Origin of the sequence: Streptomyces sp. NPDC093261, from assembly GCF_044753645.1 — a bacterium.
Taxonomy (GTDB): domain Bacteria; phylum Actinomycetota; class Actinomycetes; order Streptomycetales; family Streptomycetaceae; genus Streptomyces.
Genome location: NZ_JBIVNO010000016.1, coordinates 87,140 through 106,268, shown reverse-complemented (window position 1 = coordinate 106,268; position 19,129 = coordinate 87,140). Strand labels below are relative to the sequence as shown.

18 protein-coding genes are annotated in these 19,129 nt (G+C 69.6%); 3 read left to right on the top strand and 15 right to left on the bottom strand.

The window, feature by feature from the left end; genetic code table 11:
* Nucleotides 1-99 precede the first annotated feature (99 nt).
* The 6 genes from ACIP94_RS28350 to ACIP94_RS28325 all read right to left on the bottom strand — a co-directional run bounded on the left by ACIP94_RS28350 (nucleotide 100) and on the right by ACIP94_RS28325 (nucleotide 5,347).
* Entirely contained in the window at nucleotides 100-891 is a 792-nt protein-coding gene (locus tag ACIP94_RS28350; protein ID WP_402431580.1) for an RloB family protein, read from the bottom strand.
* Nucleotides 888-2,168 carry an ATP/GTP-binding protein gene (locus tag ACIP94_RS28345; protein WP_402431577.1) on the bottom strand — a complete coding sequence of 427 codons (1,281 nt, stop codon included), beginning with the start codon at nucleotides 2,166-2,168 and terminating at the stop codon, nucleotides 888-890. The genes ACIP94_RS28350 and ACIP94_RS28345 overlap by 4 nt, the downstream gene beginning before the upstream one ends.
* A gap of 159 nt (nucleotides 2,169-2,327) precedes the next feature.
* The gene (gene mnmA, locus ACIP94_RS28340) at nucleotides 2,328-3,452 is read right to left on the bottom strand and encodes a tRNA 2-thiouridine(34) synthase MnmA (protein WP_402431574.1); all 1,125 of its coding nucleotides are present in this window, start codon (nucleotides 3,450-3,452) and stop codon (nucleotides 2,328-2,330) included.
* A gap of 89 nt (nucleotides 3,453-3,541) precedes the next feature.
* Entirely contained in the window at nucleotides 3,542-4,705 is a 1,164-nt protein-coding gene (locus ACIP94_RS28335; protein WP_402431571.1) for a cysteine desulfurase family protein, read from the bottom strand.
* 99 nt (nucleotides 4,706-4,804) lie between these two features.
* On the bottom strand, nucleotides 4,805-5,017 hold the full coding sequence (locus ACIP94_RS28330; RefSeq protein WP_402431760.1) for a DUF4190 domain-containing protein: 213 nt from the start codon (nucleotides 5,015-5,017) through the stop codon (nucleotides 4,805-4,807).
* Nucleotides 5,018-5,179: 162 nt separating this feature from the next.
* Nucleotides 5,180-5,347 (bottom strand): hypothetical protein, encoded by a 168-nt coding sequence (locus tag ACIP94_RS28325; RefSeq protein ID WP_402431568.1) that lies wholly within the window; start codon nucleotides 5,345-5,347, stop codon nucleotides 5,180-5,182.
* Between the two features lie 133 nt (nucleotides 5,348-5,480).
* On the opposite strand from ACIP94_RS28325, the gene ACIP94_RS28320 reads away from it, so the two are divergent.
* A complete protein-coding gene (locus ACIP94_RS28320) occupies nucleotides 5,481-6,107 on the top strand; it encodes a TetR family transcriptional regulator (protein WP_402431565.1) in 627 nt (208 codons plus the stop codon).
* Here the strand turns inward: ACIP94_RS28320 and ACIP94_RS28315 are convergent.
* On the bottom strand, nucleotides 6,104-7,084 hold the full coding sequence (locus ACIP94_RS28315) for a helix-turn-helix transcriptional regulator (RefSeq protein ID WP_402431562.1): 981 nt from the start codon (nucleotides 7,082-7,084) through the stop codon (nucleotides 6,104-6,106). The genes ACIP94_RS28320 and ACIP94_RS28315 overlap by 4 nt on opposite strands.
* 101 nt (nucleotides 7,085-7,185) lie before the next feature.
* Between ACIP94_RS28315 and ACIP94_RS28310 the strand changes: the two genes are divergently transcribed.
* On the top strand, nucleotides 7,186-7,770 hold the full coding sequence (locus tag ACIP94_RS28310) for a TIGR03086 family metal-binding protein (protein ID WP_402431559.1): 585 nt from the start codon (nucleotides 7,186-7,188) through the stop codon (nucleotides 7,768-7,770).
* A gap of 75 nt (nucleotides 7,771-7,845) precedes the next feature.
* On the opposite strand, the gene ACIP94_RS28305 is transcribed toward ACIP94_RS28310, so the two are convergent.
* On the bottom strand, nucleotides 7,846-8,706 hold the full coding sequence (locus tag ACIP94_RS28305) for a thioesterase family protein (protein WP_402431556.1): 861 nt from the start codon (nucleotides 8,704-8,706) through the stop codon (nucleotides 7,846-7,848).
* Between the two features lie 218 nt (nucleotides 8,707-8,924).
* Between ACIP94_RS28305 and ACIP94_RS28300 the strand changes: the two genes are divergently transcribed.
* Complete coding sequence (locus ACIP94_RS28300; RefSeq protein WP_402431553.1) at nucleotides 8,925-10,151, top strand: alpha/beta hydrolase; 1,227 nt, start codon at nucleotides 8,925-8,927, stop codon at nucleotides 10,149-10,151.
* On the opposite strand, the gene ACIP94_RS28295 is transcribed toward ACIP94_RS28300, so the two are convergent.
* The 7 genes from ACIP94_RS28295 to ACIP94_RS28265 form a co-directional block, all read right to left on the bottom strand.
* A complete protein-coding gene (locus ACIP94_RS28295; RefSeq protein WP_402431757.1) occupies nucleotides 10,060-10,716 on the bottom strand; it encodes a trimeric intracellular cation channel family protein in 657 nt (218 codons plus the stop codon). The two genes, ACIP94_RS28300 and ACIP94_RS28295, sit on opposite strands and share 92 nt — an antisense overlap.
* Before the next feature lie 68 nt (nucleotides 10,717-10,784).
* Nucleotides 10,785-12,176 (bottom strand): M1 family metallopeptidase, encoded by a 1,392-nt coding sequence (locus tag ACIP94_RS28290; protein ID WP_402431550.1) that lies wholly within the window; start codon nucleotides 12,174-12,176, stop codon nucleotides 10,785-10,787.
* A 195-nt stretch (nucleotides 12,177-12,371) separates the two neighbouring features.
* Nucleotides 12,372-13,997 (bottom strand): ABC transporter ATP-binding protein, encoded by a 1,626-nt coding sequence (locus tag ACIP94_RS28285; protein ID WP_402431754.1) that lies wholly within the window; start codon nucleotides 13,995-13,997, stop codon nucleotides 12,372-12,374.
* 23 nt (nucleotides 13,998-14,020) lie between these two features.
* Nucleotides 14,021-15,118, bottom strand: coding sequence for an ABC transporter ATP-binding protein (locus ACIP94_RS28280; protein WP_402431548.1), 1,098 nt, complete (start codon nucleotides 15,116-15,118; stop codon nucleotides 14,021-14,023).
* Nucleotides 15,115-16,113 (bottom strand): ABC transporter permease, encoded by a 999-nt coding sequence (locus ACIP94_RS28275; RefSeq protein ID WP_402431545.1) that lies wholly within the window; start codon nucleotides 16,111-16,113, stop codon nucleotides 15,115-15,117. The genes ACIP94_RS28280 and ACIP94_RS28275 overlap by 4 nt, the downstream gene beginning before the upstream one ends.
* Nucleotides 16,114-16,224: 111 nt before the next feature.
* Nucleotides 16,225-18,015: an ABC transporter substrate-binding protein gene (locus ACIP94_RS28270; protein WP_402431542.1), complete on the bottom strand. Its 1,791-nt coding sequence runs from the start codon at nucleotides 18,013-18,015 to the stop codon at nucleotides 16,225-16,227.
* A 76-nt stretch (nucleotides 18,016-18,091) separates the two neighbouring features.
* Nucleotides 18,092-19,099, bottom strand: coding sequence for an ABC transporter permease (locus tag ACIP94_RS28265; protein ID WP_402431539.1), 1,008 nt, complete (start codon nucleotides 19,097-19,099; stop codon nucleotides 18,092-18,094).
* Nucleotides 19,100-19,129 lie beyond the last annotated feature (30 nt).

Here is a 19,129-nt window from a genome sequence, read left to right as displayed (position 1 = left end):
TGAGCCAGTCCTTCGTACGTGAGCAGTCACGGTGGTGAACCCAGGCAGCCTAGTCGGAGTGGCGGGGTCGGCGGAAACCGTTCGTCCGGTGCCCTTCCATTACCGGCTTTCGTCCGCTCCGATGCCGAGGCTGACCAGCAGGCGCCACACATCGGACGAAGGATCGCGCTCGGCCGGATCGCAGCCGAGTGCGTGCCCCGTACGTCTGGTCCATGCGTCGTACGGCTCATTCGGCTCGGGGATGGGTACCACCGTGAGGCCGCGGGCCGAGCAGCCGCCGTGCGGGTGCGGGCACTGCCGGACCAGTGCACGCGCGTTTCGGATCGCGGTGCCCTCCCGGCGGAGCAGGGCTTGGCCGCGTCGGCCCCCGAGGCTCTTGCCCCGGTCGCCCGACTGGGTGTCGTAGTCGGCGTACCCGTCGGCGTCGGGGTGTCGGCGCAGCTTGTCGATGACGACGGCGTTTCGGCCGTTCTCGGGGCTGGTGTGCTGCTGGAAGTGGAGCAGGAGCCACAGCTCGAAGGACGGGTGGGAGAGGGCCACCTGCACTCCGTGCCGGGCGGCGAGCCGCATCGCATCCCGGATCTCTTGCGCGGTCTTGTCGCCTGAGTCGCGATCGAAGAGCGCCCACATCTCGGCGCCGGTTCCGCGCGCCGCCTCGACGACCGTCTCGACGACCTCCTTCGGTCGCAGGCCGTTGCGGTCGGGATGCGGGCAGAACCGCAGGAAGAAGCCGTTGTCCCTGGCGTAGACGTCGTTGAGGAGCTTGACGTAGTCCTGCTCTGTCCTGGCCCCCTCCGTGGCCACGTACACCACACGCTGAGAGAGGTCCCGATAGGAGGCCGGGGAGCGACGGACCGCTCCGCCCGCCTGCCGCTGTCGTCTACTGCTCACGCCGTGGCCTTCAGCCCCTCTTCGAGCAGGGCGAGCTGCCGGGCGACCTCTCCGCTGGTCAGACGGGGCACGCCCCCGTAGCTTCCCTGCAGGTAGCGGCGGACGAGGTTCTCGTCGTTGCGGACCTTGCGGGCGGCCGTGAGCGGGTACAGCTCGGTCTCCCCGGTGCGATTCTTGAGTGTGATCCACACCTGGTCGCGGTCCAGGGGCCGCTCGGCGACCGTGGGGCCGAGCAGAGTCGCGTCGTGTGTGGTGAAGACGAGCTGGGCCGAGCGCGGATTGACCTCGGGGTCCTGGAGGATACGGATGACCTCGGCGGCCAAGAGCGGGTGAAGACTGGAGTCCAGTTCGTCGACCAGGAGTGTGCCGCCCCTGTCCAGGACATGCAGCAAGGGGCCCAGGAAGGCGAACCAGGCGTGTGTGCCGAGCGACTCCTCGGTCCAGAAGTCGAGGGGCTTGCTTCCTCCGTCGGCGGCCTGGTGAAGAAACACCGGGTCGCCGGTCTCAGGGTCGACCGTGAGGTCAGCGATACCGAGGTCCGCTGCCCGTAGCCAGGTGGCGAAGCGATCCCTGAGATCGGAGTCCGCTCCGCCGATCAGTTCCCTGGTCCAGTGGGTCCGTTCCTCCACGTCCTCACCGCCGGCGACGAGCCACAGGTTGTCCTGGAACCAGCGGTGGATCGCCGACAGCTGCGGGTGGTTCATGGCGGCGGCCACCGTCAGGAAGAGGGAGTCCGGCCGGGTGAGGCTCACATAGGCCTCTTTGGCCCCGCGCAGCCCGCGGCTCGGAAACCTGATCTCGCCGCCGTCCTCAGCAGGTCGGTCCGCCTCTCGGTCGAACCACACCTGGCGGCGCCCACTGGGATAGGCGTGCAGCCACTCGGCTTCCACACGCTCGTCCGACAGTTCGAAGCCGTAGGTGTAACGGATCCGCTCGCCTCCCGTCGGCAGCAGCAGATCAACCTCGAACAGGCTGGTGTCCTGGCGTGCACGGGGATCCAGTGTGAAGGGCTCACGGGGCACGCCGGGATCCTTGCCCCATTCGGCGAAGGACTCGCGGACGGCCCTGCGCATGAAGTGCATCGCCAGGAGCACGTTCGACTTGCCGGAGGCGTTGGCGCCGAAGATCCCGACCACGGGCAGGGTCTTCAGCTCCTTGCCGCGTGAGCGGACGCCGGTGTCCCGGGCGAAACGGCCGTCCAACTCCGACGCCGCCAGCGACAGCTCCATCTCGTCTCTGATCGACCGGTGGTTGGCCACGCGAAAGCTGAGCAGCACAGCTAATGGCTTCCTTTCCGGTGGGAGAGCGTCCGATTGATCTGTTGCTTCACGCCTTTTTGCACGGGTAACCCGTACGAGTCAGCTTATGACGAGCGGCGGGGTGTGGCCAGAGGGCGTCAGCGCATGCTGACGGCAGGATTGGTGAGTTTGGCCGAGTCAGAGGGCGGCAGCCGTCGCCCGCACCGTGGTCGCGATCGTCGCCGAGCCGACGACACGCGTGCCGTCGTACAGGACGATCGCCTGGCCGGGGGCCACCCCGCGGACCGGCTCGGTGAAGCGCACCCGCAGTTCGCCGTCGACCAGTTCCGCCGTCACCTCCGTCTCGCCGCCGTGGGCGCGGAGCTGGGCCGTGTAGGTGCCGGGGCCGGCCGGGGCGGTGCCGCACCAGCGGGGCTTGACGGCGGTCAGCGCGTCGACGTCCAGGGAGGACGCCGGGCCCACCGTCACGGTGTTGGTGACCGGCGAGATGTCGAGGACGTAGCGCGGCTTGCCGTCGGGCGCCGGGGTGCCGATCCTGAGGCCCTTGCGCTGGCCGATCGTGAAACCGTAGGCGCCCTCGTGGCTGCCGATCCTGCTGCCGGACTCGTCGACGATGTCACCCTCGGCCTTGCCGAGCCGCTCGGCCAGGAAGCCCTGGGTGTCGCCGTCCGCGATGAAGCAGATGTCGTGCGAGTCGGGCTTCTTGGCGACCGCGAGGCCACGGCGCTCGGCCTCCGCCCGGATCTCGTCCTTGGTGGTGACCGTGTCGCCGAGCGGGAACATCGCGTGGGCCAGCTGCTTCCCGTCGAGCACGCCGAGGACGTACGACTGGTCCTTGGCCATGTCGGAGGCGCGGTGCAGCTCGCGCGTGCCGTCGTCGAGGGTGACGACCTTGGCGTAGTGGCCGGTGCAGACGGCGTCGAAGCCGAGCGCGAGGGCCTTGTCGAGCAGCGCCGCGAACTTGATCTTCTCGTTGCAGCGCAGGCACGGGTTGGGGGTGCGCCCTGCCTCGTACTCGGCGATGAAGTCCTCGACCACGTCCTCACGGAACCGTTCGGCGAGGTCCCAGACGTAGAACGGGATGCCGATGACGTCCGCGGCGCGGCGCGCGTCGCGCGAGTCCTCGATGGTGCAACAGCCGCGCGCGCCCGTGCGGAAGGACTGCGGGTTCGCGGACAGCGCGAGATGGACGCCGGTCACGTCGTGGCCCGCTTCGGCGGCGCGGGCGGCGGCGACGGCGGAGTCGACTCCGCCGGACATCGCGGCGAGGACGCGGAGGGGGCGCTGCGGGGTGTCAGTCATAGCCCTTCAAGAGTACGGGGCGTCCGGTGCCCCCGGCTCGCGAGTATCCGCCGCCGTGCGCGCGGGGCCGGAGGGCGGCTCGGGCCGGCTCAGGTCAGCCCCGCGCTGCGCGCCCGCTCCACCGCGGGGCCGATCGCCTTCGCGACCGCCTCCACGTCCGCCTCCGTGGAGGTGTGGCCGAGGGAGAAGCGGAGCGTGCCGCGGGCGAGGTCGGGGCCGGCACCGGTGGCGAGGAGGACATGGCTCGGCTGGGCCACCCCGGCGGTGCAGGCCGAGCCCGTGGAGCACTCGATGCCCTGCGCGTCCAGCAGCAGGAGCAGGGAGTCGCCCTCGCAGCCGGGGAAGCTGAAGTGGGCGTTGGCCGGGAGCCGGTTCACCGGGTCCCCACCGAGAAGGGCGTCCGGAACCGCCGTACGGACCGCGGTGATCAGGGAGTCCCGCAGCGCGCCGATCTCCCGGGCGAACCACTCGCGCTGCTCGGCGGCGAGCCGTCCGGCGACCGCGAAGGAGGCGACGGCCGGCACATCGAGGGTGCCGGAGCGCACATGGCGCTCCTGGCCGCCGCCGTGCAGCACGGGCACGGGGCTGTACTCGCGGCCCAGGACCAGCGCGCCGATCCCGTACGGGCCGCCGATCTTGTGGCCGGAGACCGTCATGGCGGCGAGGCCGGACGCCTCGAAGTCGACCGGAACCTGACCGAAGGCCTGGACCGCGTCTGAGTGCAGCGGGACACCGAACTCGGCTGCCACGTCGGCGAGTTCACGGACCGGCATGATCGTGCCGATCTCGTTGTTGGCCCACATGACCGTGACCAGGGCGACATCGCCGGGGTTGCGCGCTATGGCCTCGCGCAGGACCTCGGGGCGGACGCGGCCGTAGGAGTCGGCGGGCAGGTACTCGACCGTGGCGCCCTCGTGTTCGCCGAGCCAGCGGACCGCGTCGAGGACCGCGTGGTGTTCGACGGGGCTGGCCAGCACCCGGGTGCGGGCCGGGTCGGCGTCGCGCCGGGCCCAGTACAGGCCCTTCACGGCGAGGTTGTCGGCCTCGGTGCCGCCGGAGGTGAAGACGACCTCGCTGGGGCGGGCGCCGAGGGCCTCCGCGAGGGTCTCGCGGGCCTCTTCGACGGTGCGCCGGGCGCGGCGGCCGGATGCGTGCAGCGAGGAGGCGTTGCCGGTGAGGGCGAGCTGGGCGGTCAGTGCCTCTGCCGCCTCGGGGAGCATCGGGGTGGTCGCGGCGTGGTCGAGGTAAGCCATGGTGGGCCAATTCTATGGCCGGTGGTTTTGCGGGCGGGGCGCGCCCCGTTCCCGGGCGGCGGGCGCCGGGCCTTCCGGCCGCCGCGCCGTACCGCCCCCTCAGAAGCTCCAGGACACCGTGTGGTCCATCTGCATCACGCTCACCAGGACCACCAGGTCCGCGATGCCGAGACCGAGGCCGAGATAGGCGCGGCCCCGGCGCTGCGTGCCGCGCCACAGGGCGACGGCGGCGAGGACGATGGCGAGCGGGCCCAGGAAGACATTGAGGACCAGCAGGCCGAGGAGGCCCAGGATGAAGGACGCCACGGCCATGCCCTCGGCGTCCCGCGTGCCGGTGCGGGGTTCCGGAGCCGTGGTGTTCCGGCGCGCCGGAGTCGTGGTGCTCCCGCCGGCCGGAGTGGTGGTGCTCTCGTTGCGTGTCGCGGTGAGGTTCATGATGCGGTCATCTCCCGACGGTCGGATGGCGTACGGCGATCAGTGGGCCGATGGGCGCCGGCGGCGTCCGTGCCGCTCACGGACCGCGAAGATCAGGAGCCAGACGGCGATACCGGCCGCGGCCACGAGGGTGACGGGCAGCGGGGCATGGGCGACGGTGCCGAGGACGGTCCCCAGCAGCAGAAGTGCGGCGACGAGGAACAGCATGAGTGAGATCCCCCTCCGAGAGGCCTCTCGTGACATTTCGGTGAACGCTTGTAGTTACACTCGTTCACTGACTACCCAGTCTAACGTGTCCGATGGCTTTGCAATTCCAGAGAACAGTTGTTAACTGCATGGCATGAGTCACACCCTCGGGATCCGGCAGGCCCAGAAGCAGAAGACCCGGCAGGCCCTCCTGGACGCGGCGCTCGGGCTGCTGGAGGAGCAGAGCCTGAGCAGTCTCGGCCTGCGCGAGGTCACCCGTGCGGTGGGCGTCGCCCCCACCGCCTTCTACCGGCACTTCCGGTCGACGGCGGACCTCGGCGTGGAACTGGTCGAGGCGGCCCTCGGCAGCCTCCACCCGATGATCGACTCCACGGTCGCCGCGGCCGGCGACAGCGAGGAGCGCATCGCGCGCGCCGTCGACCTGATCGCCCGCCATGTCGACGCGTACCCCGCACACGTACGGTTCATCGCGCGCGAGCGGCACGGCGGTGTCCAGCCAGTGCGGGAGGAGATCCGGCGTCAACTGGCCCGATTCGCCCGGGAGGTGCAGGTCGCGCTGGCCGGGCACCCCGAGTCCGCGGGCTGGAGCGAGGAGGATCTGCTGATGCTCGCCGGCCTGTATGTCGACCAGATGCTGGCGACGGCCTGCCAGTTCCTGGAGGCGATGGAGGGCCCGCCCGATGAGCGGGACCGGGTGGCCAGGATGGCGACCCAGCGGCTGCGGCTGATCAGCATCGGCCGCCATCACTGGAAGTCCTAGCGGCCCGCCCCCGCGGCGCGCCGCCGGTACAGCTCCATGACGGAGGCCGCCGCCCGCGCCAGTTCCTCGCGCGCCTGCGGCGGCGTCAGCACCTCGAGCCGGTCGGCGAAGACCAGGAGCGCGCGCACCTCGCGCAGGACGCGATACGACAGCCGGGCGGTGACCCAGGCGCCGTCGCCGTCCTCCTCCGGCGGTGCCACCAGCGCGGCGGCGGCCAGGCGACGGAACATGTCGGCGTGTTCGCGGCGCACCCGGACGGTCACCTCCACACCGCCCGGCCGCTCCTCCACCTCCCGCCGCAGGACCTCCCAGGCGTCGGCGAGTTCGACCCCGGGGCGCCGCCGGACGGGATCCGTCAGCAGGGTCGCCGCACGCACCCGGTCCGCGCGGAAGAGCCGCGGCCGGCCGCGCCGGTCGGCGACCAGGTACCAGACGCCCGCCTTCGAGACCAGCCCATAGGGGTCGACGGTGTACATGTGCGGCTCGGTGTCCCCGCTGTGCCGGTAGCACAGCCGCAGCCGGCGGTCGCTGAACACCGCGTCGTGCAGGGTGTCCAGGTCGACGGCGGCCTGCGGACCGCCCTTCCAGCGCGTCGCGTCGACGAGGATGCGGCGGCTGGTGGCCTCGGCGGCGGGCCGGTGCGGTACGGGCAGAGCCGCCATCACCTTGCGCAGCGCGGAGCCGAGGGCCGCGTCCAGACCGAGCGCGGCGTGCGCGCCCTGCGCGGCCAGGACGAACAGGGCGCGGGACTCGTCGGCGGTCAGCCCCGTGACGTCCGTACGGAATCCGGCGAGCAGTTCGATGCCACCGTGCCGTCCCCGCTCGGCGTAGACGGGCACTCCGGAGGCCGACAGGGCCTCGACGTCGCGGTAGATGGTGCGCACCGACACCTCGAGCCGCTCGGCGAGTTCGCGGGCCCGAACGCGTCCGCGGGTCTGGAGCAGCAGCAGGATCGACAGCAGGCGGTCCGACTTCACCGTCCCAGCATCGCGGCGGCGCGGGGCTCTCCACAAATGTTGACGGCAACTGTCAGGTTTGAGGGGGAACCTCGGGGCACCGACTCACCGAGAGGACCGTTATGAACATCGATCCCCGTCCCGTGTACGCCCGCGCGGCCGAGCAGGCCGCCGCGCTGGTGGCGACCGTACGACCGGAGCAGCTCTCCGGTGCCACGCCGTGTACCGGGTTCGATGTGCGGACGCTGCTGTCGCACATCGTCGGCGGCACGCGCCGGATCGCCGTGGTCGGCGCGGGAGGCGACGGGCTGGCCGTGCGCCCGTTCGTGGACGGCGTCGCGGACGACGGCTGGGCCGCCGCGTACGACGCGGCCCGCAGCGAGGTCCGGCGCGCCTGGGCGGACGACGCCCGGCTGGAGGCGGCGGTGCGGGTGCCGTGGGGCGAGACGCCGGGGCGCAACGCGCTGTCGGGGTATGTGATGGAGACGGCCACGCACACCTGGGATCTGTGGGAGGCTCTCGGCCGGCCGCTCGAACTCGATCCGGAGGTGGCCGAGTTCGCGCTCGCCGTCGCCCATGCCGTTCTGCCGGAGCCCGAGCGCGGCGACGACGTTCCCTTCGACTCGGCCCGTCCGGCTCCCGAGGGGGCCGACGCCTACGGTCGGCTGGCGGCCTGGCTCGGCCGCCGGCCGACCGAGGCCCGCTGACCGCGCGCGACCAGGCCGCGGAACGTCCGGGACCGCATCCCGCACCAGGGTGCGGTCCCGCTTCCGTGGGTGCGCTCAGCCCAGCCTGACCCGCGCCAGCTGACGGGACTGCGCGACCAGGCGGTCCCGGCTGTCCCAGACCTCGGCGTCCTCCTCGAGGAAGCCGCCGGCGAGATTGCGCGTGGTGATCGACACCCGCAGCGGTCCCGGCGCCGGACGGCACCGCACATGCACGGTCAGCTCGACGGTGGGCACCCAGCCCGAGATCCCCATCTCGAAGGCGGTGGGCGGCAACGCGTCCACCGCGAGGAGCAGCGACAGCGGGTCCGCGTCGCGGCCGTCGGCGAGCCCGAACCACGCACGCATCTCGCCCTTCCCGGAGGGCGCCCCAAGGGCCCAGCCCAGGGTGGCCGGGTCCAGCTTGAGCATCAGCCGCTCGGTGATCGCCGAGCTGCCGGAGACGGGCGCCGGGCCGTCCTCGGGGCCGAAGCACCGGTCCATGGGCGGGAAGAGGGGCGGCTGCGCGGTCGTCCGCACATCGTCGGGCAGGGAGTCCAGATCGCCGTACGAGGCGAGGACGCGGATGCGCTCGATCTCGCGGCCCTCGTCGTCGTACTGGAACAGGGACGCCTGGCCGGTCGAGAGGGTACGGCCGGTGCGCACCACGTCGGTGCGGATCACCGCGGGTCCCGGCTGGGAGGCGGTGAGGTAGTGGGCGGAGATCGTGAACGGGTCCGCGTGCGGCAGGGCGTCCGCGAGGGCGCGGCCGAGGACGGCCAGCAGATAGCCGCCGTTCACGGCGCTGATGATGGTCCAGCCGGCGGAGAGGTCGATGTCGTAGACGCCGGGTTCCCGGAGGGTGACCGCGGTGTCGCGGTCGAACTCGCTGTCGCCGATCGTGGCCGTCACGGCCTGCGCGGTAGCTGCTTCTGGCATGCCGAAACGGTACAACAGCAAACTACTAAGCGGTAGCTTTGCCCTGTGTCGAACGCGTGACACCCTCGGGAACACCCGTACGGATCCAGCCATTCTCAGGTGAGGTTTTGGCAATTTCTCGGTAAGTGTCCGCACTCGTCCGTGACCGAGCGCCCCCCGCTCCCCTCTGAGAAGACGTACAGCCAGATCCGCCCGTTCACAGGAAGACCACCACGCCGATGAGTCTGACCGGGACGCCGTTCCTCCTCACGTCGATCGTCCTTGTGGCGGTCGCCCTCGTCCTGCCTCTGGTCCTGTGGTCCCGGATCCGCGGCCCGGTGCTCCTGCGCCACGCCGCCAGAGTGATGATGCTGCTGTTCGCGCAGGTCACCGCGGTCACGCTGGTCTTCGTCCTGGTGAACAACGCGAACAGTCTCTACGACAACTGGTCCGACCTGCTCGGCACGGGCAACCATGTGCGCCAGGCCGCCGACCTGGGCAAGGACGGCACCGGCGGCATCCAGATCAAGGCCCTGCCCAAGATCCACCAGACGTTCACCCCGGCCGACGGGCCGGGTATGCGCGCGGCCGGAGGCGTGCGCGTCACCCAGCTCAAGGGCCAGGTGTCGGGCGTCGACGCCGAGGTCTACGTCTGGCTGCCGCCGCAGTACGACGACCCCGCCTACAAGAACAAGAAGTTCCCCGTAGTGGAACTGCTCTCCGGCTACCCGGGCTCGGCGAAGGCGTGGTTCGGCTCCCTCAAGGCGCACGAGCAGCTGCTGCCGCTGATGCGCACCGGGCAGGTGGCGCCCTTCATCCTGGTGGCGCCGCGCACGAACCTCATCGCCAAGGTCGACACGGGCTGCGCGAACATCCCCGGCGTGGTGAACGCCGACACCTGGCTCAGCATCGACGTGCCGAAGATGGTGATGGACAACTTCCGCGCCGAGTCAGCGCCGAACGGCTGGGCGGCGGCCGGCTACTCGGCCGGCGCACACTGCGCCGCGAAACTCGTGACCGCACACCCCGACCGCTACCGGGCCGCGATCAGCCTGTCCGGCTACAACGACCCGATCGGCGAGCGCAAGTCGCTCGCCGCGCGCAGCGCCTCGCTGCGCCGGGCGAACAACCCCTACTTCCTGCTGAAGGGCCGGCACACCCCGCCGCGCATCTCCCTCTACCTCTCCGGTCAGCTCGGTGACGGCTACCAGGCGGCCGCCGCGCTGGAGCAGATCGCCAAGCCCCCGACCGTGGTACGCGCGGTGCTGATCCCGCGCAGTGCGGGCGGACACAGCATGGCCCTGTGGCGGCCACAGATCCCGTATGTGTTCACCTGGCTCACCCAGCAGATGAGCGGGAAGGACGCCGCCGCGACTACTCCTCGGCAACCGTTGACCGGCGATTCCAGGCGCGCGGCGCTCGCCAGTGGAACCGCATCGCCAAAAGGCGTAGTACGAAAGCGGTGACGACCGCGAGCCCGGTCGTCAGCGGGGTCAGCGCGTGGTAGCGGATGCAGAGCACGACCATGGCGGAGCCGACGATCGCCGGAACCGCGTAGAGGTCGCGGTCCCAGCGCAGCAGTGAGGGCACCTCGTTGGCGAGGACGTCGCGCAGGACGCCGCCGCCCACCGCCGTGGCGAGCCCGAGGGCCGCGCTCGCGGTGAGGCCCAGCCCGTAGTCGTAGGCCTTGGTCGTCCCCGCGACGCAGAAGAGGCCGAGGCCGGCCGCGTCGAAGACGTTGACCGCCGCCTGGATCCGCTCCACCTGCGGGTGGAGGAAGAAGACCAGGAGGGCGGCGAGCAGCGGGGTCAGGAAGTAGCCCAGGTCCGTGAACGCGGCCGGCGGCACGGAGCCGATGATCACATCCCGGAACAGCCCTCCGCCCAGCGCCGTGACCTCGGCGAGCACGGCGATGCCGAACACGTCGAAGTTCTTGCGGACGGCCAGCAGCGCACCGGAGATCGCGAAGACGAAGATGCCGACGAGATCCAGCGTGTGCTGGACGGAGGGGCTGAACAATTGCTGGAGCACCTTTACATTCTCACCCATTCAGGTGAATGCACCTTGCAAAGCAAGGCCAGGTCTCCGGAGGGTCGAGGTTACAAGGCCGGGCGTTCCGTGCTGTAGATCCACTTCTGGAACAGGTCGTCCAGCGGCTGCCCGGAGATCCTCTCCGCGAGCCGGACGAAGTCCGCGGTGTTCGCGTTGCCGTAGCGGTGGAGCCTCGTCCAGGCGGGCAGGAGCCTGAAGAACGCGGTGTCGCCGATGCGTTCGCGGAGCGCCTGGAGGGCCATCGCACCGCGCTGGTAGACCGCGGAGGCGAACATGGTGTCGCGCTGCGGGTCGGCCACTTCGGTCTGCCAGAACGGGTTGTCGGCCGGGCGGGCGTTGTACGCCGCGAGGAACGAGTCGTGCGCGGAGCGGGTGCCCTTGTGCTCCGCCCACAGCCACTGGGCGTAGGTCGCGAAGCCCTCGTTGAGCCAGATGTCCTTCCAGCGTTCCACGGACACCGAGTCGCCGAACCACTGGTGGGCCAGCTCGTGCACGATCGTCGACTCGGAGCGGACGGCCGAGTACGCGGGCTTGGACTGGACCTCCAGCGAGAAGCCGGCCTCGGGCATGTCGTCGACGATGGCGCCGGTCTCCTCGAAGGGGTACGGGCCGAAGACCTTCGACCAGTAGTCGGTCGCCTCGGCGGTGACGGCGTACACGTCGACGGAGTTGCCGTTCGCGAGGGTGGGGTCGATGGCGACGTAGATCGGGATTCCCGAGGGCATCCTGCCGGTGCGCACATCGAACCTGCCGATGGTGGCCGTCGCCAGGTAGGTGGCCATCGGCCGCGACTCCCGCCAGTGGGTGATCGTCTTGTCGCCCTTGTCGTACGTCGACACCAGCCGGCCGTTCGACACGGCGGTCAGGCCCTTCGGCGCCTTGACGCGGATGTCGTAGGTGGCCTTGTCGGAGGGGTGGTCGCTGGAGGGGAACCAGGTGGAGGCGGCGTTGGGCTCGCAGGCGACGAAGACGCCGTCGGCCGTCTTCATCCAGCCGTACCGGGAGCCGAAGACGATGGGGCCGCCGAGCGGCTCAGGGACCCCACCGTAGGTGACGGTGACCGAGAAGTCCCTGCCCCGGGGAAGGACGCCGCGCGGGGTGATCCGGATCTCGTCGCCCTCGCGCGTGAACGCGGCCCGTCTGCCGTTCACCTCGATCCGCGTGACCTGAAGCTTCTGAAGGTCCAGATCGAAGGAGGTGAGGTTCTGCGTGGCCCGGGCCGTGAGCGTCGTACGGCCGTCGAGACGGCCGCTGCCCGGGTCGTACGCCACGTCGAGGGCGTAGTGGCGGGCGTCGAAGCCGCCGTTGCCGAGCTCCGGGAAGTAGGAGTCGCCGATTCCGGGGGCCCCGGGCGAGGGGGCGGAGGAGGCCGCGATGACGAGGAAGGAGGCCGCCGAGACGGCGAGGGCTCCCAAGCGTGCCGAACGGGAGAGTGCCATGAGTCATCCCTTCGAGCGTGCTGTCGATCAGACGGACACGCCAGACTCTGCGCTCTCTCGTTCGGGCATGTACATGACTTTACCGATCCGTCATGTGCCATCCCTCGCGTTGCCCCTGACGAAACGGGTATGCCCCGGTGACCGTCCCTCGGTCACCGGGGCATACCCGTGGGTGCGGCAGCGGCTGTCCGCTCGCTACTTCCCGCCGTCGGCCTTCGGCCGCTTCGCGGACTCCGACGACACCGGGGTCTCGTCGGAGGCGGCTTCCGCGGGCTCATCGGAGGCGGGCTCGGCCGACTCCTCGGGGGCCGCGGACTCGGCCTCCGCGGGCTCCTCGGAAGCAGCCTCCGCGGTCTGCGCGGTCTCGGCCTCCGCAGGCTCCTCGGAAGCAGCCTCGGCCGGCTCGTCGGCAGCGGTCTTCTCCGCCGTAGCCTCCGCCGGCTCCTCGGAAGCCGCTTCCGCCGACTCCTCCGGGGCAGCCTCCGCGGGCTCCTCGGTGGAAGCCTCGGCCGGCTCCTCGGCAGCGGCCTCCTCAGCCTCGGCGGTCTCTGCCGCCGCCGGCTCCTCGGAAGCAGCCTCCGCGGTCTGCGCGGTCTCGGCCTCCGCGGCCTCCTCCGCCGGCTCCCCGGAAGCAGCCTCCGCCTGAACCTCCGCGGCCACCGCCGCCGACGTCTCCGCCGACTCCTCGAGAACCGCGTCCGGCACCAGCTCCGCCGCCTCCTTGGCGTCGGACAGCAGCACGGTGTCCTGCGGGGCCTGGTCCTCGAAGTTCTCCGGGTGGTGGCACGCCACACGCTGACCGGGCTTCAGCTCCAGGAGCAGCGGCTCGGTGGTGCGGCAGATCTCCGTCGCCTTCCAGCACCGCGTGTGGAAGCGGCAGCCGCTCGGCGGAGAGATCGGCGAGGGGACGTCGCCCTTGAGCAGGATGCGCTCGCTCTTCGCGTCCTTGCGCCTCGGGTCCGGGATCGGCACCGCCGACATCAGCGCCTTGGTGTACGGGTGCATCGGCGCCTTGTACAGCGAGTCCCGGTCGGCCAGCTCGACGATCTTGCCCAGGTACATCACCGCGATCCGGTCCGACACATGCCGGACGACCGAGAGGTCGTGCGCGATGATCACGTACGTCAGGCCCAGCTCCTGCTGGAGGTCGTCCATGAGGTTCACGACCTGTGCCTGAACCGACACGTCCAGCGCGGAGACCGGCTCGTCCGCGACGACCAGCTTCGGCTTCAGGGCCAGCGCCCGGGCGATGCCGATGCGCTGGCGCTGACCGCCGGAGAACTCGTGCGGATAGCGGTTGTAGTGCTCGGGGTTGAGACCGACCACCGACAGCAGCCGCTGCACTTCCTTCTTGATGCCGCCCTCGGGCTCGACGCCCTGCAGCCGGAAGGGAGCGCCGACGATCGTGCCGATGGTGTGGCGCGGGTTCAGCGACGAGTACGGGTCCTGGAAGATCATCTGCACATCGCGGCGCAGCGGACGCATCCCGCTCACCCCGAGGTGCGTGATGTCCTTGCCCTCGAACTCCACCTGGCCGGCGGTAGGTTCGAGCAGCCGGGTGATCAGTCGGCCCATCGTCGACTTGCCGCAGCCCGACTCGCCCACGACGCCCAGGGTCTCACCGGCCCGCACCTCGAAGTCGAGGCCGTCGACCGCGCGCACCGCCCCGACCTGCCGCTGGAGCAGGCCCTTCTTGATGGGGAAGTGCTTCTGCAGCCCGGTCACCTTCAGCAGGACCTCGCCGGGAGCGGCGTCCTTGTCGAGGGTGGCCGTGCCGGAGGCCTTGTCCTCGGCGCCGTCGCTCTGGGCAGGGATGCTCACTGCCTTGTCCTCTGCGTTCTCGCTCACAGCTTCGGCGCAATCTCTTCGGTCCAGATCCGCTCCCGCTGCTCCTGCGACATGTGGCAGGCGGCCCAGTGCTTGCTGCCGACCTCGGTCAGCTCGGGGCGGACCGTGCGGGTGACGTTGTCCTTCGGGATGTCCGCGTACGGGCAGCGCGGGTTGAAGGCGCACCCGGACGGGATGTTGATCAGCGAGGGCGGGGAGCCCTTGACCGGGATCAGGCGCTCCTGCTGCTCGCGGTCCAGGCGCGGCATCGAGCCGAGCAGGCCCCAGGTGTAGGGGTGGCGGGGCTCGTAGAACACCTTCTCGGCCGGCCCGCGCTCGACGCAACGGCCGCCGTACATCACCAGGATGTCGTCGGCGAGTTCGGCGACGACGCCCAGGTCGTGGGTGATGATGATGACCGCGGAGCCGAACTCCTTCTGCAGGTCCCGGATCAGGTCGAGGATCTGCGCCTGGACGGTCACGTCCAGGGCGGTCGTCGGCTCGTCCGCGATGAGCAGTTCGGGGTTGTTGACCAGCGACATCGCGATCATCGCGCGCTGGCGCATACCGCCGGAGAACTCGTGCGGGTAGTTGTCCACCCGCTTGTCCGGCTGGGGGATCCCCACACGGTCGAGCATCTCGATCGCCCGCTTGCGGGCGGTCTTCTTGTCGACGTCGTGGTGGATGCGGTACGCCTCCACGATCTGCTGGCCGATCGTGTAGTACGGGTGCAGCGCGGACAGCGGGTCCTGGAAGATCATCGACATCTGACGGCCGCGCAGCTTGCGTACGTGGTCCGGGTCGGCAGACAGCAGCTCGGTGCCGTCCAGCCAGATCTCGCCGGAGATCCGCGCCTTGCGCTTGCCGTACTGGCCGGCGGTGTGCAGGCCCATGATGCCGAGCGAGGTCACCGACTTGCCCGAGCCCGACTCGCCCACGATGCCGAGGGTCTTGCCCTTCTCCAGCTGGAAGCTGAGTCCGTCGACGGACTTGACCAGGCCGTCGTCGGTCGGGAAGTGCACCTTCAGGTCGCGTACTTCCAGGAAGGAGGCGGGCGCGGGCGAGGCGCTCGTGGGCTCGCTCACGGCCGCTCCCGTCTTGCTGAGTTCGGTCATGACAGCCTCACTCGGGGGTCGATCACGGCGTACAGGACGTCCACCACGAGGTTGGCGATGAGCACCGCGAGGGAAGTGATCAGGGTGACGCCCAGGATGATGGGCAGGTCCTGGTTCTTGATGGCGGTCAGCACGGCCTGGCCGAGGCCCGGGATGCTGAACGTGGTCTCGGTCAGGATCGCGCCGCCGATCAGGGCGCCGAGGTCCATGCCGAGCATGGTCAGGATCGGGGTCATCGTCGAGCGCATGGCGTGCTTGCCGATGACGACCTGCTCCTTGAGGCCCTTGGCGCGGGCCGTACGGATGTAGTCCTCACCGAGGATCTCCAGCATGGTGGCGCGGGTGATCCGGGCGTACATCGCCGCATAGAGGAAGGCGAGGGTGATCCAGGGCAGGATCATGCCGCCGAACCAGCCGCCGACGCTCTGGCTGAGGGGCACGTACTGGCCGTTGATCCAGTTCAGTCCGTAGCTGAAGATCGCCAGCGACAGCAGGCCGGTGAAGTAGATGGGGAGGGACACACCGCTGAGCGCGACGACCATCGCACCGCGGTCCCACAGGCTGCCCCGCTTGAGGGCGGAGAGGACACCCGCCGCGACACCGAGGACCAGCCACAGCACGGCGGCACCGAGCGCCAGGCCCAGGGTCACCGGGAAGCGGTCGGTGAGCACCGGCCAGACGGCCTGCTCGCTGCGGAAGGAGTAGCCGAAGCACGGCGCGGCGCAGTGGGTGACATCGCCGCCGGCCGCGTAGGTGCGGCCCACGAAGATGCCCTTGAAGAAGTGCCAGACCTGCGAGTAGATCGGGTCGCTCAGACCGAGCTTCTCGCGCACCGCCTCGACGGCGTGCGGGTCGGCCTGCTTGCCCACGAAGCTCGTGGCGATGTCCACGCCCGCCCACTTGGGGACGAGGAAGAAGATGCTGAAGACCACCAGGATGATGACCACGAGCATCACTGCGGCGGCGAACAGCCGCCTGATCAGGTAAGCGAGCACAGCTTACGGCCCGCCGCGGACCGCGGGCCACCGGAGGTCTTCCGGTGGCCCGCGATCACGCCGCGCCGGCCTTCACCTGCCTTTCGTGCCGTACGGCGGGTGTGCCGGGGTTTACTTCGTGGACTTCAGGCCGAGGTTGACGAAGTCGTAGTAACCGCTGTACGCGTTCGTCGTGTACACGTTGGCCAGACGCGAGGAGCGGATGTTGAGCAGCCGCTCGAAGGTGAAGGGCAGGTAGTACGCGCCCTCCATGATCTTGTGGTTGATCTCGGTGGAGATCTGGGTCTTCTTCGACTCGTCCAGCGTGGTGCTGTACTGGTCGAACAGGCCGTCGATCGTCTTGTCCTTGATCAGGGCGTAGTTGTTGTTACCGCTCTGCAGGATGGCCTTGCTGTCCCACAGCGGGTAGCCATAGCCCTGGACGGTCGGGAAGTCCGGACCCCAGCCCATGATGACGATGCCGAGCTTCTTCTTCGCGACGTTCGAAGGGCTGCCGATGATGCCGGCGATCTGCGAGCCGTCGTACTGGTAGATGTCGGCGTTGATGCCGACCTTCTTCAGCGCGGCCTGCAGGGACTCGGCGGTGGCCACTTCCTGCGACTTGTTGTTGCGGACGGCGATCGTGGTGGAGAAGCCGTTCGGCTGACCGCAGGCCTTCAGCTCCTGCTTGGCCAGGTTCACGTTGCCGTTCTTGTTGGCACCGGCGATCTGATACGGGTCGTACTTCTGGCCCTCGCCGCCGGCGACCGACGGCGGGAGCATGTTGGTGCCGATGTCACCACCGGCGATGGGGCCACCACGCGCGGTCTGCAGCGACACGTGGTCGGCCGCGTAGATCACGGCCTTGCGGCAGTGGACGTTGTCGAACGGCTTGACGCTCGTCGGGAAGGTCGCGTAGCGGATGAAGCCGGAGACCGGGTTGTCCAGGTTGGCCTTGTGCTCCTTCAGGGCGATCTGGCGGCCCTGCGGGCCCAGGCCGGTCTGGCTCGCGTCGATGTCGTAGTCGCCGTTGATCAGACGCTGGTCGGAGTCGGCCTGGTTGGTCGAGATGTCCAGCGTGATCTTGTCCGGGTAGGCCTTGCGGACCGGGTCCGAGGAGGCCTTCCAGTCGGTGTTGCGGACCAGGACCAGGCTCTTGCCCGGGGCGTAGGACTGGAACTTGTACGGACCCGAGGAGAACGGGTGCAGGCCGTACTTGGACTTGGTGTCCTTGTCCTGGCGGACCGGGGAGGACACGACCATGGCGAGCACCTGCAGGAAGTCCGAGTTGGCCTTCGGGAGGTGGAAGACGATGGTCTTGGCGTCCGGCGTCTCGACCGCCTTCAGGCCCAGGTGGTCCTTCGAGGAGTCCTTGTAGGGCCCCTTGTAGGTGTTGTTCGGGTCCAGCATCGCCTGGAGGTAGGGCGGACCGCCGGAGAGGACGTCCTGCGCCCAGGAACGCTCGATGCCGTACTTGATGTCCTGCGAGGTGATCGGCTTGCCGTCCTCCCAGGTGACGCCGTCGCGCAGGTGGAACGTGTAGGTCTTGCCGCCGTCCGTGACCTGGCCCATGTCGGTGGCGAGGTCCGGGGTGAGCTGGGCACCCTCGGCACCCGGCGCGGTCTTGTAGGTGATCAGCTGACGGCTGTAGTAGCGGGAGAAGTCCCACATGAAGCCGTAGTAACCGCGCGTGGTGTCCCACGAGTCGGCGTCCTGCGTGCTCACGAACTTCAGAGTGCCGCCCTTTTTGACCTGGTCGGCTTGGGCGACCTTGTTGACCGCCGCGTTGAAGCCGGCCGCGCCGTTCTTCGAGCCGCTGTCACCGTTGCCACCGCCGCACGCCGCCGTGGTCAGCAGCCCGGCGACCACTGCGGCAGCGGCAAGGGCCTGCTTGCGCCGCCCTGAGGTGCGTTGGGTAGTCACGATCTCGGATCCTCCGGATTAGATGAGAGACCCCGTGGGAGAGCTCACGGGACGCTTTGGGTAAGGCACTTCGGCCTCAGCGGGAACCCTTCGGGTCGAGCGCGTCCCGCACGCCGTCGCCGAACAGGTTGAAGGCAAGAACCGTGATGAAGATCGCCACGCCCGGGATCACCATGTACATGGGGTCCGTGTCGTAGTAGTCGATCGCGTTCGAGAGCATCTGCCCCCAGGAGGCGGTGGGCGGCTTGACCCCCACGCCCAGGAAGCTGAGTGCCGCCTCGGTCAGGATGTTCGTCGGGATCATCATCGTCGTGTACACGATGATCGGCGCGACGAGGTTGGGCAGCAGCTCCTTGAAGAGGATGTAGAACCGCCCGGCGCCGAGCGAGCGGGCCGCCTCGACGTACTCGCGCTCACGCAGCGACAGCGTCTGACCGCGCACGACACGTCCGATGTACGGCCAACCGAAGAAGCCGATGACCAGGATCATCACGAAGATGCGCACCGACGAGCCGCCCAGGCCCAGCATCTCGTTCGGCATGACCGAGACCAGGGCGATGATGAACAGCAGCTGCGGGAAGGCGAGCAGACCGTCCATGACGCGGCTGATGACCGAGTCCACCCAGCCGCCGAAGAAGCCGGCCAGAATGCCGAGGACCGTGCCGAGCACGACGGCCACCAGGGCCGACAGGAAGCCGACGAGCAGCGAGATCTGGGCGCCATAGAGGATGCGGGCGAAGATGTCGCGGCCGTTGACCGGTTCGACACCGAGCAGGTGGTCGCCACTGATGCCGCCCAGCGAGCCCTTGGGGGTACTGAACAGCGGGTCGACCAGGTCCTGGTGGTAGACGTCCGGGTCCTGCCCGACGAGGTTCGAGATCACCGGGGCGAGCAACGCGATCACGATGAGGACGAGCACGACGACGCCACCCGTCAGGGCGAGCTTGTCCCGCTTGAGGCGCTCCCAGGCGATCCGGCCCAGGGAACGTCCCTGTACAGCCTTCGCGTCAGCACTGGCTACGGCCGCTTCCTCGGCAGCACTCGGTGCCGCTTCCGCGGTCGGCTCGTGCAATGGTGCCGTCATCTGGCAGGGACCCCTCTCAACCGGCGGTGA

Excerpts from the sequence above, each read along its gene's own strand:
- mnmA (WP_402431574.1), bottom strand. The coding sequence starts at position 3,452 with ATGACTGACACCCCGCAGCGCCCCCTCCGCGTCCTCGCCGCGATGTCC.
- ACIP94_RS28335 (WP_402431571.1), bottom strand. The coding sequence starts at position 4,705 with ATGGCTTACCTCGACCACGCCGCGACCACCCCGATGCTCCCCGAGGCG.
- ACIP94_RS28330 (WP_402431760.1), bottom strand. The coding sequence starts at position 5,017 with ATGGCCGTGGCGTCCTTCATCCTGGGCCTCCTCGGCCTGCTGGTCCTC.
- ACIP94_RS28325 (WP_402431568.1), bottom strand. The coding sequence starts at position 5,347 with ATGCTGTTCCTCGTCGCCGCACTTCTGCTGCTGGGGACCGTCCTCGGC.
- ACIP94_RS28320 (WP_402431565.1), top strand. The coding sequence starts at position 5,481 with ATGAGTCACACCCTCGGGATCCGGCAGGCCCAGAAGCAGAAGACCCGG.
- ACIP94_RS28310 (WP_402431559.1), top strand. The coding sequence starts at position 7,186 with ATGAACATCGATCCCCGTCCCGTGTACGCCCGCGCGGCCGAGCAGGCC.
- ACIP94_RS28305 (WP_402431556.1), bottom strand. The coding sequence starts at position 8,706 with ATGCCAGAAGCAGCTACCGCGCAGGCCGTGACGGCCACGATCGGCGAC.
- ACIP94_RS28300 (WP_402431553.1), top strand. The coding sequence starts at position 8,925 with ATGAGTCTGACCGGGACGCCGTTCCTCCTCACGTCGATCGTCCTTGTG.
- ACIP94_RS28290 (WP_402431550.1), bottom strand. The coding sequence starts at position 12,176 with ATGGCACTCTCCCGTTCGGCACGCTTGGGAGCCCTCGCCGTCTCGGCG.
- ACIP94_RS28280 (WP_402431548.1), bottom strand. The coding sequence starts at position 15,118 with ATGACCGAACTCAGCAAGACGGGAGCGGCCGTGAGCGAGCCCACGAGC.
- ACIP94_RS28265 (WP_402431539.1), bottom strand. The coding sequence starts at position 19,099 with ATGACGGCACCATTGCACGAGCCGACCGCGGAAGCGGCACCGAGTGCT.